At 40.8% G+C, this 17,518-nt stretch carries 11 protein-coding genes; all 11 read right to left on the bottom strand.

Features of this window, described 5'->3' with window-relative positions; translation table 11 throughout:
* Positions 1 to 455: 455 nt before the first annotated feature.
* The gene (locus ABZD21_RS13430; RefSeq protein WP_372775547.1) at positions 456 to 716 is read right to left on the bottom strand and encodes a transposase; all 261 of its coding nucleotides are present in this window, start codon (positions 714 to 716) and stop codon (positions 456 to 458) included.
* A 644-nt stretch (positions 717 to 1,360) separates the two neighbouring features.
* Positions 1,361 to 2,092, bottom strand: a complete 732-nt coding sequence (locus ABZD21_RS13435) for an ISL3 family transposase (RefSeq protein WP_372775548.1) — start codon at positions 2,090 to 2,092, stop codon at positions 1,361 to 1,363.
* 163 nt (positions 2,093 to 2,255) lie between these two features.
* Positions 2,256 to 3,380, bottom strand: coding sequence for a glycoside hydrolase family 88 protein (locus tag ABZD21_RS13440; RefSeq protein WP_372775549.1), 1,125 nt, complete (start codon positions 3,378 to 3,380; stop codon positions 2,256 to 2,258).
* 1 nt (position 3,381) lies between these two features.
* Positions 3,382 to 4,440 (bottom strand): rhamnogalacturonan acetylesterase, encoded by a 1,059-nt coding sequence (locus tag ABZD21_RS13445; protein WP_372775550.1) that lies wholly within the window; start codon positions 4,438 to 4,440, stop codon positions 3,382 to 3,384.
* Between the two features lie 2 nt (positions 4,441 to 4,442).
* Positions 4,443 to 4,673 carry a hypothetical protein gene (locus tag ABZD21_RS13450; protein ID WP_372775578.1) on the bottom strand — a complete coding sequence of 77 codons (231 nt, stop codon included), beginning with the start codon at positions 4,671 to 4,673 and terminating at the stop codon, positions 4,443 to 4,445.
* Complete coding sequence (locus ABZD21_RS13455; protein WP_372775551.1) at positions 4,670 to 6,025, bottom strand: glycoside hydrolase family 105 protein; 1,356 nt, start codon at positions 6,023 to 6,025, stop codon at positions 4,670 to 4,672. Before ABZD21_RS13455 ends, ABZD21_RS13450 begins: the two co-directional genes overlap by 4 nt.
* A gap of 41 nt (positions 6,026 to 6,066) precedes the next feature.
* Positions 6,067 to 8,973, bottom strand: coding sequence for a glycoside hydrolase family 2 TIM barrel-domain containing protein (locus ABZD21_RS13460; RefSeq protein ID WP_372775552.1), 2,907 nt, complete (start codon positions 8,971 to 8,973; stop codon positions 6,067 to 6,069).
* A gap of 14 nt (positions 8,974 to 8,987) precedes the next feature.
* A complete protein-coding gene (locus tag ABZD21_RS13465; RefSeq protein ID WP_372775553.1) occupies positions 8,988 to 10,862 on the bottom strand; it encodes a glycoside hydrolase family 28 protein in 1,875 nt (624 codons plus the stop codon).
* Positions 10,863 to 10,924: 62 nt separating this feature from the next.
* Complete coding sequence (locus ABZD21_RS13470) at positions 10,925 to 12,472, bottom strand: alpha-N-arabinofuranosidase (RefSeq protein WP_372775554.1); 1,548 nt, start codon at positions 12,470 to 12,472, stop codon at positions 10,925 to 10,927.
* A gap of 56 nt (positions 12,473 to 12,528) precedes the next feature.
* A complete protein-coding gene (locus tag ABZD21_RS13475; protein ID WP_372775555.1) occupies positions 12,529 to 14,664 on the bottom strand; it encodes a hypothetical protein in 2,136 nt (711 codons plus the stop codon).
* A 9-nt stretch (positions 14,665 to 14,673) separates the two neighbouring features.
* Entirely contained in the window at positions 14,674 to 17,511 is a 2,838-nt protein-coding gene (locus ABZD21_RS13480) for a glycosyl hydrolase (protein ID WP_372775556.1), read from the bottom strand.
* Positions 17,512 to 17,518 lie beyond the last annotated feature (7 nt).

Raw genomic sequence — 17,518 nt, forward strand, 5'->3', positions numbered from 1 at the left:
CGACGCCGGAGCACAAGCCGGACCCGACGCTCAGTCTTCATCTAAAACCGCTCAGGATGGCGAAGTAACAGATGTTGACTTTGAAGAAGTGAAGTAGAGTACGATAAATAACAATTATTGATAATTGGCAAGGCGCAGTAAATTCGAAATTTACTGCGCCTTTTGTTTGCGGTGATCGTTTGTGTCGGGGAAGTATAAGCTAATAGAAATTGTTGTTGTTGTTGTTGTTGTTGTTCTGATACGTTCGCCAACCATCCTGTTTTTGTCCCCAAAAGCTTAACTTATTTTAGGGTAAGTAAATTGTAGCGCCAGAATCATTGAAAAAGCAAGATACTTATATCTCAGCAGAACATTAGGATAATAGAAATATAGGAAGAGTAGGCGTAAAATAAGTTTTCCTGCATAATCAAAGTCAGGAGTAGTGGAAGTTTGGGTTCTTCGTCAATTTTGGGGAATCATCCTGACTGGGACAATAAGACCTTCCGGCAAAGCAGTTCAAAGCTTGCCCTCCCGTACATTTGTCGTTTAATGCTTTTAATTCTGTTAACATGGCCTTCAACGGGGCCATTGCTCCATTTTAGTTGTATTGCATTCTGAACTGCTTTAATATCACGTTTTAGACCTCTTGCAAAAGTCTTTAATCCCGGTAGTTTGGCTTTGGATTCCTCGATTGATTTAATCCATTTCTGAACCTGCCCTTCTCCTGTTTTTAGCATTTTTTTGAACCGCTTAACGAGCCTGCGAACCAGTTTTAGTATGGGCATATTATCAAAAAGAACTTCCATATAACTACTGTGGTCAATATCCTAAATATGATTGAGATAATGCCCAATATATTTTGCAAGTTTTCTAATAATCAGTTGTTTGGTGTGGGGGATCGGTTGTTTTCGCTGCTCAACATAGTTTAATGTCATAACTCCATTTGTTTCTTTAAGGAAAGAGAAGTATTGGTAGACCTGGGTGTCCCGCCGGTATATCCCATTTTTCGAATATCATTTATGATTTCCATATTTGTATAACCATCTATTTTCATTTTAGAAAGGATGTAATTTGAGAATACCTCAATATTGGTCCGTTTGGGATGTGATTTAGGAACCAGGGTATCTTGCTGAAAATATAGCTTTACAGTATTCCTGCAAATACCAAGTTTTCTTCCAATTCTCCTCCTTGATAAGCCTTTGGCCTGTAGTTTCTTTACCATGTTGAAAACCTCTTGCCTGGAATCTGGTTTTTGAACGTGGACAGGAATCTCTGCAATCTCCTTTTTACAAATGGAATTCTGGCTGGAGACAGCTTCTGCATTGCGAAGAATCTCGCAGGTTTTAGCTTTAATGAGTTTACTTATCTTCGGAGATATGCTTTAAAAAAAAGTATCTAAAGCATCAGACAGGTTCAGTAACAGGTGGAACCGGTCTGCTACCTGAACTGTATTAGGGCTAATAGAATCTATTGCTGTTGAATATGAACTGGCCCTGTCCCTTGTGATTGTTTCAATCCCCGGATGATCTCTTAACCAGGCTTTTAAATCCTCGCTATCTCGGGTAGGCAACATATCAATTGGCTTAGATGTTTCCATATTCACTAAGATCGTTCCGTAGTTAACACCTTTTCGAAAAGCCCAATCATCAACTCCAACAACTGTAAGGGTATTTATATCCGGGAGTGGTTGCTGATGGGCACGCCGTGTAAGAGTGGAGCGGCTAACTTTTATTTGTAGTATTTCCGATATTACATGCCCAGAACCGGTTGGCATATCAATTGCAATATCTGATAATAATCGTGTAACCCGCTCTGTTCTTCTGGCATAAGGAAGTATATTGTCATTTTGCTCAGTAAATACTTTCCTCTTGCACTTTTCATTACGGCACTTAAATTTATCGACCGCAAGAGTTTTTCTGGAATGATATTGAAATACAGGTAAATCTGTTATTCTCCTTTCGTAACGGTCATGTACAGAATAGCTGTATTTCTTGCATTCAGGACATTTTGCCCGCTTCCCGGACAACGAGGCATAAATGTGTATTATTGGTGGCTTAAATACAATACTTGAGACTATGATATTTGGGATGACAACAAGGCGTTTGATGTTCATATGTAATAGATTGTCAGCTATGTAAGGACACGAAAATGACATCTGAACAATGACAAAAACAGAGCATATACTCGCTGATTGTCAATTAATAAACAACGGTTTTGATTGTGAGATTTCGTTCCCCAAAATTGAAGAAGAACCACTTTCCCCGGAATAAGTAGGTTCAGCTACATAACTTGTAAACTTCACTTCCACACAAAAGGAAACAGCCCAAACCGTAATCTTCAAAATCGGGTTTACTGGTGTAAGTTACGGGTTGCCCATCTTTAGGTTCTTTTCCGGTTCCTTGTAAATAGCCCAAAAAGCCATTTTCGTGAACCGATTCGTTTGCCATTGCATTCCAGGCTTTGGTAATAGCCGGAAAATATTTATCGGCGTTCAAAGTTCCGTTGTTCACACCCCAAGCCATTCCGTATACAAATAACGAAGTTCCGGTGGTCTCTTTTCCTCCAAAATTATTTGGGTCGTGCAGGCTTGCATTCCAAAAACCATCTTCGCGCTGGATGGAACGTAAAGCTTCCATCATTTCTTTAAAGGTTGTCAGGTATTCATCGCGGTGTTTGTCATCAGCAGGCAAAATATCCAATGTGCGTATTAAGGCAGCAACCACCCAGCCATTTCCACGGCTCCAGTAACAGCCTTCGCCGTTCGGTTCTTTGTAAGGAGGCAGAAAGTCTGCGTCGCGCCACCACAGGCCTTCTTCTTTGTTGTACAAACCTTGAGTTTCCTTGGTGTCCATGTACATTTCGTACATTCTTTCCGAATAAGTATCATCGCCGGTAAGTACTGCAAGTTTTGCAAAAACAGGCATGGCCATCTGTAAGGCATCAATCCAGTCCCAATCGTCTATTTTATCTGTAATTAACATCGAATCAATCGATGCTTTTATGTCGCGAATGCGCTCGGGTTTTGGTTCCATATTGTACAAGTCGATGTAGGTTTGCCCGGCACAATGATTGTCGGCGTGTCTGGTTTTCGCACCATTTCGCAAACCCCATTTGTGCGATTCTCCCCAGTCGATAGCATATTGAAGATATTCCTCTTTGGGAGCTATTTCGTAAAGAGCCATTAATCCTTCGTAATAAACCGCACGGGTCCACAGGTTGCTTGGGCGTTCTTTGTTGGTAATTACGTTTACGCCCGGGGCGGGCCATTTTTTCATCAGGTAATCGTTGGTTAAAACCATTTTATCCAACACTTCTTGTTTCGCCGGTAGTTCCTGTGTTTTTTTACAAGCTACAGTAACAAAAAATAAGCTGCTGATTAGAATTAAAAATTTTATCTTCATATTATGGTTTATTGATATTTTGTCTATTAAATGTTTGATTTCCATCAGGTTTTACGACCTCAGCTCCCGGGCTTGCAGGCCAGAAAAAGTTCTGCCAACTATCGGGTTGTTTCGGATTGTAAGTTTCCCAATCGTTAACCACAAATTTTGTTAGTTGATGGTTTTGGTCAATAATTCCCTGAACTACACATTTTGCCAGTTGGTAAGCTCCGTAAGGATTAAAATGGGTGTTGTCAGCCAATGGTTTTTCCTGATTAGGAAAGGTATGTGCAGGGTAGTGAACAAAGGCTTTTTTTGAGTTTTCTACACCCAGACTTTCATATAAATCTTTGCTCATTTTATTTAAATCAACCAAAGGAATATTCTCTTCTTCAGCCAACTGACGCATGGCATCAGGATATTCTTCCAGTGTGTTTACAATGTTGCCTTTATCATCGAATTTACGGCGGTTGGTAGATGTTACCAAAACCGTTTCAGCACCTTTCTCTTTTGCTGATTTAATAAAGTATCGCAATTGTTGCTGATAACCGGAAAAAGGTTCAACATGACTGCTTCCCGGTTTTTGGTCGTTGTGGGCAAATTCGATAAACAGGTAATCGCCGGGTTTCATCACGCTTAATATCTTTTTTAATCGTTTTTCACCACGAAATGCTTTTAAGGTTTCACCCGATTCGGCATAATTGGCTACCACAATTTCAGCATTCAAAAAGCGCGGAAACATTTGTCCCCAAGAGGCCCAGGGTTCATTTTCCTGATCGGTTACGGTGGAGTTGCCGGAAAGAAAAATGACGGGTAAATCGTTAGCCTCCTCAATGGTCATAGATGAAACACATGGATTGGGACCATTAAATTCGAGCGTTAAATAATTGTCCCAATTTAAATAATCCATTTCGCGGCTTTTTCGTCGAATCTCTTCGGTGGCATTTATGCGCGGTGTGCGAACATCAACTACAAACGATTTGGAAACAGTTTCGCCTTTTTGTGTTTCAATATTTTCGAGCATTAATCGACGCGACTCGGCTTTAACTGTTGTTGCTGAAGTGCCATCGGGATTGCCCAAGCTTAGCGTAACTTTATACCGGCCTTCGGGTACATTAAGCTGAAAATAGAAAGGAGCATTGGAAGATATCCAATCGCCTGATAGGGTATTCTCCTTGTGGCTGTTCCAGATATTACTTTTTTCTCACTCAAAATACCAAAACCTTTTTCTTCAGAATAAACCGTTTCAGCATCTATTTTAATATATCCATTTGCTGCTTTGCCGTTTCCGAAATCAAAACGCCATTTTTTTATCTTTTTTTTTGCGTGTAAAACTGCAAGGAGCTATCGTTAATTTTAATATCGTGGTTTTTTATCAAAGCAATCATTTCTGCTCCGGCTAAAATTACCGGACCATAGCCGTGTGCAGCATATACATTTACAGGGCGATAATAGTAAAATGCCGGGTCGAATCCCATACCTGTCCCAACACAAGTGCCTTCAATCTGGCCTTTCTCGTTTACCTTGCTAGCCACGGCATTCCAGGCCAGACAAACCATTGGACCGTACACTTTGGCATCAACATATCCACGATTTATTGCCCGTGCAATTGAATAACAATAGATAGCCGTTGCCGATGTTTCCAGGTAAGTATCGTTGCGGTCGAGTAATTGATGCCAGAAACCCGTGCCATTTTGGTATTTTGACAGGCCATAAATGTGACGTTGCAGGAGGTCAAGAACTTTGTAGCGTCCATCGTAATTTTCGGGCAAAACTTCAAGTAATTCAACCAGAGTCATAACTGCCCAACCGTTGGCACGCCCCCAATGAAACTGTGGGTGTTCTTCCATTTCCTGAATCCAGCCGTGCATGTACAGACCTTTTTCGTAGTTGAACATTCTTTCAGAGAACTGCAAAACCTGTTTTACCGCATCATCAAAGTACTTGTTCTCGCCGCTGTAACTTCCCATTTGTGCCAGAGCCGGAACGCTCATAAATAAATCATCGAGCCAAAGCGAATTGGGTTGAGGGCGGTTTCGTGCCAGAGTATTGTCTTTTAACCTGAACTGTTTATTGCTGATGTAATCGATTTGCATTTTGATTGTTTTATCCAAATCATCAGCTTTACCGGCTTTTGTGGCTTTTATCATGGCCGCACAAATGGCACCACAATCGTCAAGAGCGTGTGGGTGGAGTGTACGTTGTAAGGCATGCTTTTTCTCTGAATTGTTCGACTCAAATTTTTCAAAAGCTGCAAGCGCCTTGCCCATGAAATTCACCCTTTCAAAGGTGTATTCGGCATATTTAGAATTTCCTGTGGTTTCGCTGGCCAAGAGCATTCCGGCGTAGGTTACGCCCCATTCGTAGCTGTTTAAACGGAAATCACCCTGCGAAAGAATGGTATTTTCATCCACTTTCGAAAAGTCGGTTATTTCTTTACCGGTAGACTTGTCTTCCAGTTTTGCAGGTGTAACGTCATTCAAGTAATCGTAAACCTTGTCCAGTGTCTTTATAATCTCTTCAAGCTCCGGTTTCCCATAAGGCGTAGGATATTCGGGTTGAAGAAGATGAAGTGGTGTGGTTACATCGTTTACTTTTTGGGCATTGGAAAGATGAGATAGAAGTAAAATGAAAATGAATAAACTGAAAATACTTTTTAATGACATAATGTATAGCGTCGTTTAGTTGGTAATTGTCTTTTAATGAATTAGTCCAGTAATCCGAAATAAAAGTAAAGCGTTCGTTTTACAGGCTCAGGCATAGTATTCAATTCTCCGGCAGGCCCCAAACTTTTGGTGTCGTTGCTAATGCCCATGGCCAGTTTTGTTCCCAATGGTGGAATGCCGTCGAGGAAAGAAATATTGCCAACAGGCAGGGCAGGGTAGTTGGTTGGTCCCGAAATTCCATAGAAGTCAAACAAACGAACAAACAAATCTTCTTCCTGTGCTACCATAGTGAATTTTCCGTAAACGGTATTAAATTCCATCCACGAAACATCGGCAAAATAGCCTTTAAACTGCGGGTGTTGCCAGTTGTTGTCGCCCGGCAAAACATTGTTGTACAGACGTTGGAAAACGTCGAGCTGTCCCCCTTGTAAACGGTTTTTCCAGATGTGCGATGGCCCTTCTCCCAGCCACTTTGAACTTATAATATCCGATTCGGGGAATGAAAAACTAATCCCGTTAAAATACTGTTCACCTTCCACTTGGTATTCGTAGTCCATTTGCAGCCAACCACTATTGTACATGGTCCATGTGAGCGATTTTAAAGTGCCGGTGTAGGTGAATTTTATTTGTTGTCTGTCTTTTCCTTTCTCCTGCGAAACGCCTGTTAATTGAGCTTCTCCTGAAACCAAAACCGGCCCGTTATTAAAAGGAATGGGCAACCCAAAATCATTTTTTAAAGCTGAAATTGTGCCGTCCTTTTTGTTCAATTTAACGGTAATTCCCGAAGCTTTCATGGAGATAGATTCTTCAGCTTCAATTACTTCAACTTCCGAGCTTAGGTTTTTGTCTCCTGCCTGCGCTTCAATGGGTAAAATATTATCTTCTTCAATACCCTGCGCTTTAAGTGCTTTTAACCGCTCCGTTTCATTTTCATTCAACGATTTTTCAACCAGTTTTACTACATGGTTGGTATTTCCATCCGTTTTCCAGGTCCAGGTATAAATTTCATCTCCGGCGGTATCAAATGCCCTTAAATAAAGTGCATCGTATTGTTTGTAATTTTCTGGAAGATTTAGTTTTAATTCGCCTTTTTCAACCGGTGCAACATTGGGGCTTTCCACTTTCCCGGTTCTCATTACTTTCTGAAAAGCACCTCGTTGTTGAGGTAAACTGAAGTTTACCAACTGCCATTGGAAACGAATATTTTTGAGGTTGGTAAAATGGTAGCGATTCTCAAGTGGAATAATTCCATTGAAGTTTTTCGGCAATTTGTCGAGATTAATTTTAACGGGTGAATAAATTTCGCGCATGGCATAAAAACTGCCTTCTTTTTCGCGGTGAGGACCAAGCAAACCATCAGGAGCATTTACGCGGTTGGCATCAATTACATTATTCATATCGGTACGAACCAATCCTTCGTCGGCCAATACCCACGAGAAACCGCCTGCTGAACGATCGGAGTTCCAGAACAACTCCCAGAAATCAGCCAGCGCTGTTGCTCCGCCTCCATCATCTTGTGCGTGCAAAAATTCGGTGGGCATGTAAATAAGGCCACCATCCAATATTTTTTTCGAACTGTAGTAATTTTCGTAGTGGTTACAATCCACGCCGTTGTAATCGTTTCCGGGTTTATGGTGCGCATGAATTACCGGGCGTTTCAATGGGTCGTACCTACCATAATCATCATCCAGTTCTTTGTTGGTACCACCTTCGTTGCCGTTGCTCCAGAAAAGAATTGATGGGTGATTCACATCTCTTAGCACCAGCTCGCGTACCAGTTTGCTACCCGATTCAGTATCGTATGCATTTTGCCAGCCGGCCAGTTCGTTTATTACATAAAGTCCCAGCGAGTCGCAATAATTCAGAAATGCCTTGTCGGGAGGGTAGTGGGCGCAACGAACACCGTTCATGTTCATGGCCTTTATAAGTTTTACATCGTTAAGGTCGATTTTTGAATTTACACAGCGTCCGGTTTCGGGCCAAAAAACGTGGCGGTTTACACCCTTCATTTTTATTTTTGTGCCGTTCAAATAAATTCCATCTCCTTCACGGATCTCAATGGTGCGGAAACCAAATTTTTCAACTAATTCATAAGTGGTGGTATTTTTATCTTTCAAACTTACTTTTACTGAATAACGATTTGGCGTTTCGGCCGTCCAGTTTTGTGGCTTATCAACTTTGCATGATAAAACAACCTTTGAATTGTCTTTGCTTACCTTGCTTTCGCAGCTTTGTACAAGGTCGCCGGCAGCATCATAAATTTCAGCAACAATACTTTGGTTTTCCTGAATGTTTACCGGAAAGGCTTCTGCATTAAAAGAACCATCGGCCTGTGCATTTATGGCTACCCGGTCGATATATGATTCAGGAACAGCTTCAAGGTAAACCGGGCGAAAAATGCCTCCAAATATCCAGTAATCGGCATAACGCTCGGCACGGTTTACCGAGTGGTTCGACGACCATTTGTCAACCTTTACTTCCAATTCGTTTTCGCCGCTTTGTAATTTATCGGTTATGTCGTATTTAAATCGATAAAACGAGCCCTGATGTTTTGGACCAGCCAACTGACCGTTGATTTTTACTTCTGTATCGGTCATCGAGCCTTCAAAAACAATCAATACTTTTTTCTTTTCCCATTTTTCGGGAATGGTAAAACGGTGTTTGTAAATACCGCTTTCTTTCGAGTAATCGAATTTTTTGCCATAAGTACGATAATCGCGGCCATAATCGTATTCGCCAAAACCTTGTTGCTCCCAATGCGAGGGCACTTCTATTGTTGTCCATTCGCCACTTTTTCGTCCTTCGGTACAGAAAAAATCCCAGGTTTCGGTGTTCTCGTTATCGGTTCCTGATAGGTATTTAATTTCTTTTTTTGTGGGATTAGCAATCGCTGCTAAGGAAAGAAATCCGAGCGCAATAAAAGTAATTAGTTGTTTTGTGAGATTCATATTTTAATAGTTTACTAGTTTCCAATTAGTAAGGAAAAGCTCTTTCCTGATTTTTCAATAATTACCTTTCTGGTATTTTCATCGTAGCTCCATTTGTCTGCACCATTAACCTTATTGGGTTTTGTTTTTCTTATAACTTCTATGGTATAATCATGTTCTTTTTGTCCTTTAATCTCAATAAGTTTTCCCTGGTTTTGAGTGCTAATTTCAACTTTCGACTGGTAGAAACCATCGCCCAGAGGTTCGTAAAAATGCATATTGGCATTTTCTTCTTTTAAAATGTGCACTACAAACTCTTTCGAATACAAAGTTGTATCGTCGTTAACCAAGGCTTGTATTTCAGTTGGATTTACCGGAATAATTACTAATTCGGCTTTAAAGTTTATTTTTCTAAATTGCTCGTCCAGCGTTAGTTTTCGCTCTTCTTGTTTTGGTGCAGCATTGGTCTTTATCAATTCCGGCTGTTGAATATTTGCAGACTCAATTAACTCAATTGGTTTACCACTAGCTGTTTTAAGCTGAACATTTTTCATGGTCCAATCGCTGGCATAACTCAATTTACCACTTTCTTCTGCTTCAACCGAAACATTTTCCCAATGGATGTTGTGAATGGGTTTCTCGGGATAGGCATTGGCATAAAATGCACGTTTGGCTTTTTCAACGGTAATATTGCTCAGCTTTATATTTCTGAATTCAGGAATTCCTTTTTCTTCCGGCTCAACGCGCTGGCTTAACACTCTCCAGCGGTCTTTAATTTCGTCTTCAGGAATATTATCGGGAATATTGCAGTAACTGTATTCAGGGTACCAGTTTAATTCAAAATGAAACGGATTGGCCACATTTTTCATATTAATGTCGTGAAAATGGATGTTCTCCATAAGCCCACCACGAACCTTTGCCGATTTAAAACGAATACCGATGTTGGTACCAATTGCTTCCAGTCCATATACCTCTATGTTTCGCATACCACCCGACGTTTCGCTGCCCAAAGTAATTAGGCCATGCCCCGAGCGGGTGATGCAGTTGCGGTAAACAATGTTTTCAGCCGGACGGTTAACGCGGAGGCCGTCGGCATCTTTCCCAGCTTTAATACAGAGATTATCATCGTTGCAGTCAATGTCGCAATTCTCCACCAGAATGTCTTTCGATGAGTCGGTGTCAATTCCATCCGAACTTGGCCCATGCCCACCAATATTATTCTGAACGACCAAACCATCAACATGAACACGTGTGCTGTAGGTTAACGAAACGGTCCAAAAACCTGCACGCTGAACAGTAAAATCTTTTAACAACACATCTTCCGATTCCCAAACTACAACTGGTCGCACACGTTCACAATCGTAATCAACTGCCCAGCGGATGCCTTTTTCTTTGTATTCGCCCCACATGCCGCCTGTGTAACGTGGTTCTCCCCAAAATTTTTTCCACCAGTATTTGCCATTGCCATCAATAATTCCTTTTCCGGTAATCCGCACGTTTTTTTCGTCGTAAACGTTTATCAATGCCGCCGGCCATTCCATTTCAATTCCGGCAATGCGGGTCCATTTTCTAGGGTAATGGTCGTTATTCTGAATGGCCTGAATAATTACTCCCTCACCAATGTGTAACTCTACATTCGACTTTATAAAAAGTGCTCCGGATAAATAAGTTCCGGGCTCAAAAACAACTTTACCTCCTCCGGCTTCGGCCGCAGCGTCTATCGTTTTTTGAATGGCTTCTGTTGCTATTGTTTTTCCATCAGCAATCGCACCGTATTTTGCTACGTTAAAAGTGGCATCAGGAATTGTTGTAAAATCCTTTTTGTAAAAGATATTCTCCAGGTGCTTTACCAGTTCACTTTTGCTTTCCTTATCAGCTTTTTGCGTACAGGAAAAAAGGAGGATAGACAAAAATATTAGAGTTGGAATTTTTTTTAGAAACATATTTGTATTGAAATATTAAAAGTCTTTTTTTATTGAAGTTCAACCATTACCACCGATTTGGCTGGCATATTTACCGTAAGCGTATTGCCTTTCATTTTTACTGCATCGAAAGCACTTTCTGTTACTTCCTCCTTTTTTCCAAAATCGTTATAGCTGTTAATTTTATCACCTGTTATAATGCTTCCTGTTGTGAATTCCGACACATCCATTCCGCGTAATTCGCAGTTTACCTCTTTTGCATTTTCAGGGTCGAGATTACTAATGGTAATGTGAACTTTACCACTTTCATCTTTCGATGCTGTGGCCGAAAGTGTTGGAACCGATTCATTTTCGAATGTGTAATTATCGCATTTTATTGATGCCGGAAGCAGGGTTGCATCATGATGTACTTTGTACATTTTAAATACATAAAACGAAGGAGTTTTAACCATTTCATCTTCTTTGGTAAGAATCATGGCTTGCAATACATTTACTGTTTGGGCAATGTTGGCCATTTTAACGCGTCGACAGTATTTGTTGAATAAGTCGAGGTTTACCGAAGCCACCATGGCATCGCGCAGTGTGTTTTGCTGGTACAAAAAGCCAGGGTTTGTGCCAGGCTCTACATCAAACCAGTTGCCCCATTCATCAACAATTAAACCAACTTGGTTTTCCGGGTCGTATTTGTCCATAATGGTTATGTGCTTTTGAAGAAGTTCTTCCATGGCCATTGTTTTTTTCATGGTAGTGAAATATTCACTTTCATCGAATTCAGTGGCTGAACCTTTTTTGGTCCAATTGTGGCAAATGGTGTAGTAATGCAACGAAATTCCCTGGAAGCTACGTCCCGGATTTCCATTTTTCATTAGGGTTTCCATCCATTCGTAGTTGTAGTCGCTTGGACCACAGGCAACTTTGTATAGCTTGTTGTCGCCATAGTTTTTTAGGAATGTTGAATAGCGGCGCATTTCGTCGGCATAAGCTTGTGCCGTGAAATTTCCACCACATCCCCAGCTTTCGTTACCTACACCCCAGTATTTTACTCCCCACGATTCATCTTGTCCATTGGCTTTCCGTAAGTTTGTCATGGGGCTAATATTGTCCGAATTCAGGTATTCCACCCATTGCGACATTTCCTGAACAGTTCCACTACCCAGGTTTCCGCAAATTACCGGTTCGCACTCTAACTGTTTACAGAGTTCAAGAAATTCGTGAGTACCAAAGCTGTTATCTTCAGTTACTCCACCCCAGTGGGTATTTATCATTGTTGGTCTCTCCGTACGAGGACCAATACCATCTTTCCAATGGTACTCGTCGGCGAAACAGCCACCGGGCCAGCGCAGGTTCGGAATACCCATTTCCTTTAAGGCATCAACTACATCATTTCTTATGCCATTAGTATTTGGGACTTCAGAGTCTTCTCCAACCCAATATCCACCATAAATACAGGTTCCGAGGTGTTCTGAGAAATGACCGTAAATGTGTTTGTCTATTTTTTCTTTGCCCAAATCGGCGTTAATTATAATCGTATTTTGAGCTGAAATAAACAATGTCAGATTCAGCAATAGGATTAGTACAATGTTTCTTTTAAAATTCATAGTAGTTTATTTAGTTAATTTATTTGTCCGTATACTTACTTTAGTCTTCCTGCTTTTTAAAACACCGGAGAAATATTTTCCCATTTTACGTCCCAATCTTCAGGAAAACCCGGATTCTCTTTTTCATTCCCTTCAAAACCAGCGCACATCATCGCAACTGCCGTTAACAGTCCGCCATTACCGGGTAAATAAATTCGTAATCGTTGTCCCTGGTAATTGTGGCCATTGACTAAATAGGTGTTTTTAAGTACATCTTTCAGCAGCAAATCAATGGCTTTATCGGGTTTCCCTAACCGCGTAGCACACATGGCTGCCATGGGGTAATCCCAGCCCCATGTTCTTTCCCAATTCCATGTTTTTTCAATGTAATCGAAAGTGGTTGCCATAATGGTTGTATCCAACTGGAGGGTTTCCGGTAATATTCCAAATGCTCCTAAAACCATCGGATGGTCGGAATAATATTCTTCATTTTCATAAGAATCAGGTGCACTTTCTGCCGCCAGGTACAATCCATCTTTATGTGCAAATAGGGATAAATTGTCGATAACAATCTGCCAGTCAGAGTTTGGTGGCAGGTTTAATTGTTTCAGCCAGTTTTGTGCGGTTGAAAGCCCCCAATGCCAGTATCCCAGCTCAAAAGGAGGGTTAAATGTAATTTCTCGTTCAAGGCTTTCCTGAGCGGGAATTAATGGTGGTCCCAAAATGTATCTTTTACTTTTCTCGTCCCAGCGGGCAAAACTTGCCATAAAATCGGCTGTAGCCGAAACCAGAGGCAGGTATTTTTCAAGTATTTCTTTATCTTGTTTTTCCTGAAACAGTTGTTCAGCAAAATAGATAATATGTGGTTGTTGCCAAATTAGAAACTCGCCAACACCCGATGGGCTGTCGTTTCCAAAATTATCGGTCATTTTGGGCCAACGAACTCCCTCGTAACCTTGAATTGTAGCCTTTTGCTGTGCTTTGTCAAAAATATTAAAATAGTAATCAAGGCTTTTTTGCATAAACTCACTTCTGTTCCAATATGTCCAGTGCGCTGCATGCCACCAATGCATTTCGAGGTGGAATTTCCCATACCAGCTGTTAAAGGTTAAACCGGTTTCCTGAGGCGGGTAGTTCCCTGCACATTGAATGCGGGTTAAATATTGCGAAAGAATAACCCGACGTTCTAATTCGTGTGCTCGTTTATCCTCCACGCCCGAAAAATCAACAATTCCACCCGTATTCCAGTAATTTTCCCATCTTGAATTCGAGAGCGATTTTGCTGATTCAAATGTTTCATTTTCAGTAAAGTTATCTTCTAAACTAAATTCAACCGAAACGTTTAATTGCGTTATTTCAGAAGCCGCCTGAAGTACAAAGTAGTGCTTTTCTTTGGTTGTTATTTTAGCGTCTTCAACCCAGTTTACTTTCACAAAATAGGTAGTTGTATCAATGGTGTGCTGAAAAACTGCACTGTTTTGATCGGAATGAATAATTTCGGATTGATGATTATTTTTTTTAGCCCATTCCGATGCATTATCAACATGATTTCCTGTGGGGTAGGGGAATTGTAACTTTAGCGCAACAAGGCCATTTTTAATTCGGTCGGATTTTATTTGTGTATAAATCTTGTCTTTTTCAGGATGAGAAAAAGTTAATACTTCGACTTTGGAATCTTCAATGTCAAAGGAACTGGAGATAATCCCTTCCCATAAATTTAATTGCTGATTGATATTTGTGATTTGGCCAGCTTGAACCGCCGAATTATCCGGGTTTACAAGTTCTAACCCAATATTTGCCAACTGTAAACGGTGTGGATTTACCCTGAAATAATTGGCAGCATCTTGTTTTTTGCCGGGTTCATTCCACTGAACAGCATAGGGGATTTGTCGGCCTTCAACTTCGTAATTTTTGTAGGCTTCTTCTAACTTATAATCTTTGGTGTTAGGAAAGCTATGCCATCCCCATTCGCTCATGGTTCCCAGGCAAACCCCATCTTTATATATCTCTGGGAAAGTTTGTAAGCCTGTTGCATCAACCGTAAAAGCAAATTTTCCGTTTCCTACCGAAAGTGAATTTAGTGAATCGAATGCATTAATTTCAACGTTGTGGCGATTCACCACAGCAAACCTATCGATTTTGGTTTCTGTTTTTTCGGAGGTACAAGAAAAAAGAATAAATAAGACAAATAAAAGGCTTAGGTACGATTTCATTTTTAGATGCTATTGGTTTTGTTTTAGAGTAATTTCTGATATGGTGACCGGACCACGCAAGCCGGAAGGAAGAGGCTGCCAGTGTGCGGCTGTAAAACAGCCATCTTCGCCGAGGTTTTCTCTTTTATGTGCAGCAAAGTTAACGTTGTAGAATTTTTTATAGTTGATGCCGTTTTTATCCATGTCGATAATACGGTTTGCCATAAGGTTGGTAACCTTTATTTCCAGCACGTTTACCGTTTGCAATAATTCATTAGGCAGAACTATCTGGAATGTTGGTCCAACCAGCGTTCCAATTTTTGTTCCGTTGAGTTTGACTATTGCTGATTCGTGAACAGTACCCAAATCGAGCAACAAATCTTTCTGCAAGTCCGTAGTTGGATCAAAATTAGTTGAGTATGTTGCGGTTCCCGAAAATTTTTCATGTTCTTCAGAAATGGTTTCCCAGGGCTGTAATTTGTCGATTGTTATGGTTTCTGGGAGCACTGGTCCACCCTTTTCAAAAACAATTTGCCATGAATTAGATAGTTCTTTTTTTATTTTTGGGCTGTTCCAAAGCGGGTAATTATTTGCTTCAACCTTTGTCGTATAATTTTGCAAGATTAAGGTTTCGCCTGGTTTTAGCTGAAGGTAAATTTTTGCTGTCGCCTTATCTTTGTTTATTTGTGCTTTACCAAACGTTTCATTCATTGGGTTAAACCAAACAGCCTCTTTTTCGAGCGTATTTAAAGTTACCCACTGGTCGATGTTTTTATCTGTCCAATTACTGATAAAATAACATGTGCCTTCGGGCCGGTTTACACGGTTAAACCATAAACCAACTTGTGCTATCGCCTCAGGGTATACTTTAGTTTTTTCGAGAAGTTTGGAAATATCTGCTCCGGCCAGAATACTTCCATTTCCATACTTTGCAAGTTCACTCTGTTTGTCAAAGTTTAGAGTTGTAATAATTTCTTTTAATTCTTTTTCCTGGATTTGGTGCTTGTTGAATCCAGGAACTTTTGTTGGAATTTGATTTTGAAAAATGATGTTTGCACCAGACTCCGCCAGTTCGACCAATTTTTTAAAGGTTGCCAACGAAAGGAATTCACACTCAGGAATCAGAACGGTTTTGTATGTCGCTCCTTTTGATTTAATGGCTCCGTTTTCAACGGTCAGGCTTGCAATTTGTTTGTCGGAAATATAATCGAAAGTATATCCTTGTTCAAGTAAACTATAACTAATTTCTTTTGTAAGTTCTTCGGTGTGCATACCAAAGTGGGGCAGGTGTTCTTTTGTGCGGTTGATCCATGCATCGTAAATGGGGAAATAAAGCAGAATGTCGTTGTTGGGTGTTGAATTTTGCAAAAACGACTGGCAGTTTGCCACATATTGGTTTACTGTTTTTAGCTCTTCCCACCAAGTGTTGGTTGGGGCAAAATGAACTGCAGCATAAAACATCCAGCCTGGCCAGTTTTCTTCAATCGGCGAATATGGAGTTCCGTGATAAACAATGTGATTTACGCCGTGAGTTAGATTCATATCGGCATTTTGTTTTACATCAGCAAGGTTGCTCAGAAAGTGTTCGTTTAACCAGGTGGCTGCTTCGCAGGCAACCAATGGTTTGCCCGATGTATGTGCAGCCGAAGTCGCCATTTTTATGCGCATTGGGTCGGTTCCTTCAGTTTCGGGAATGTGGCTGGCTTCGTACAAATCGAGAATGGCAGCCGGCGAACCGTGTGCCTGGTTGCGTATTGTCGCGTTATGCGATTCGGCCCAATCGGCCCACACTTTTGTGAATCTCTCTAGAATTAAGTCGGAAAGTGTTTCGCGGTAATCGCATAAAACGCGTTTGTTGGTTTCTTCATCCAAATTGCCAAATAAAGCAGGCAAGTGGTGTTGTAAATTGTAACCACGGCGCATTTCAAATTCTTCAAAAAACAATGGAGTCCAGTTTGCGTCGCCACGTGCATCATCAACCTCGTACGAGTCGTTAAAAAAGGCACGAAAACCTGCTAAATCGATGTTTGCTGCATTTTTATCGAAGTCGGACAAAAATACGTTTAGCGCTTCTTCCGAGAAGTGGTCGATAACATTTCCTTCGCCACCTGTTCCGGCACGTTCAACCATTTTACCATGCCATCCCTGGAAAATAGCGTATAAATTCCATGTTCCTTTAGGGGCTGTCCAGTACAGTACTCCGTTTGCGTTAACGGAATGGGTTAAATTAATAGTTTCTCCCTTTTCATTAAAAGCCATTAGCGATTGCAGGGGGAGAGGTTTTTCAAAACGCACCTGGTCGAGCGCAAGATTCTGCAAGTTATTGTTGCTGCTGATAGGGAATTTTATCTCCGAAATTTCTACTCTTTTGCCAACTGCACGAACGAATGGTTCTTGGATAAATTCAATCTTTTCATTTAATTGTTCGCCTTCATTTAAGGTGTATATTTTATATCGTAAATTTTTACAGGCATGTTCAGAAGAAATCCAGGGACCTCCAAATGGCCATCCCGAAGCATTTGCCAAATCAACTCCAAGGCCCAAACGTTGAGATTCTTTTAAGGTATGCTCAAACATTTCCATCCACCTTTTCGATTGAAAAGTAATGGTTTTATCTTCTTCGCCTTTTACATCATAAATGGGTGTTATTTCTACACCACCAAAACCTGCTTTTGCCAATTCTTCCAAATTTGACGTGATGTTGGCTTTATCAACAGCGCTACCGAGCCACCACCAGCGAGTCCAGGGTTTGGTTTCTTTGGTCTGTTCAGGCCATTCGGGTTGAGTTTTAATTTGGCAGGAAGAAAATAGAAGCAATAAGCATACAAGTATTAGTTGTGATAGTTTAGTCGTAAAAGTTTCAGACATTTTTAAT

The organism is Mangrovibacterium sp., from assembly GCF_041596335.1.
Taxonomy (GTDB): domain Bacteria; phylum Bacteroidota; class Bacteroidia; order Bacteroidales; family Prolixibacteraceae; genus Mangrovibacterium.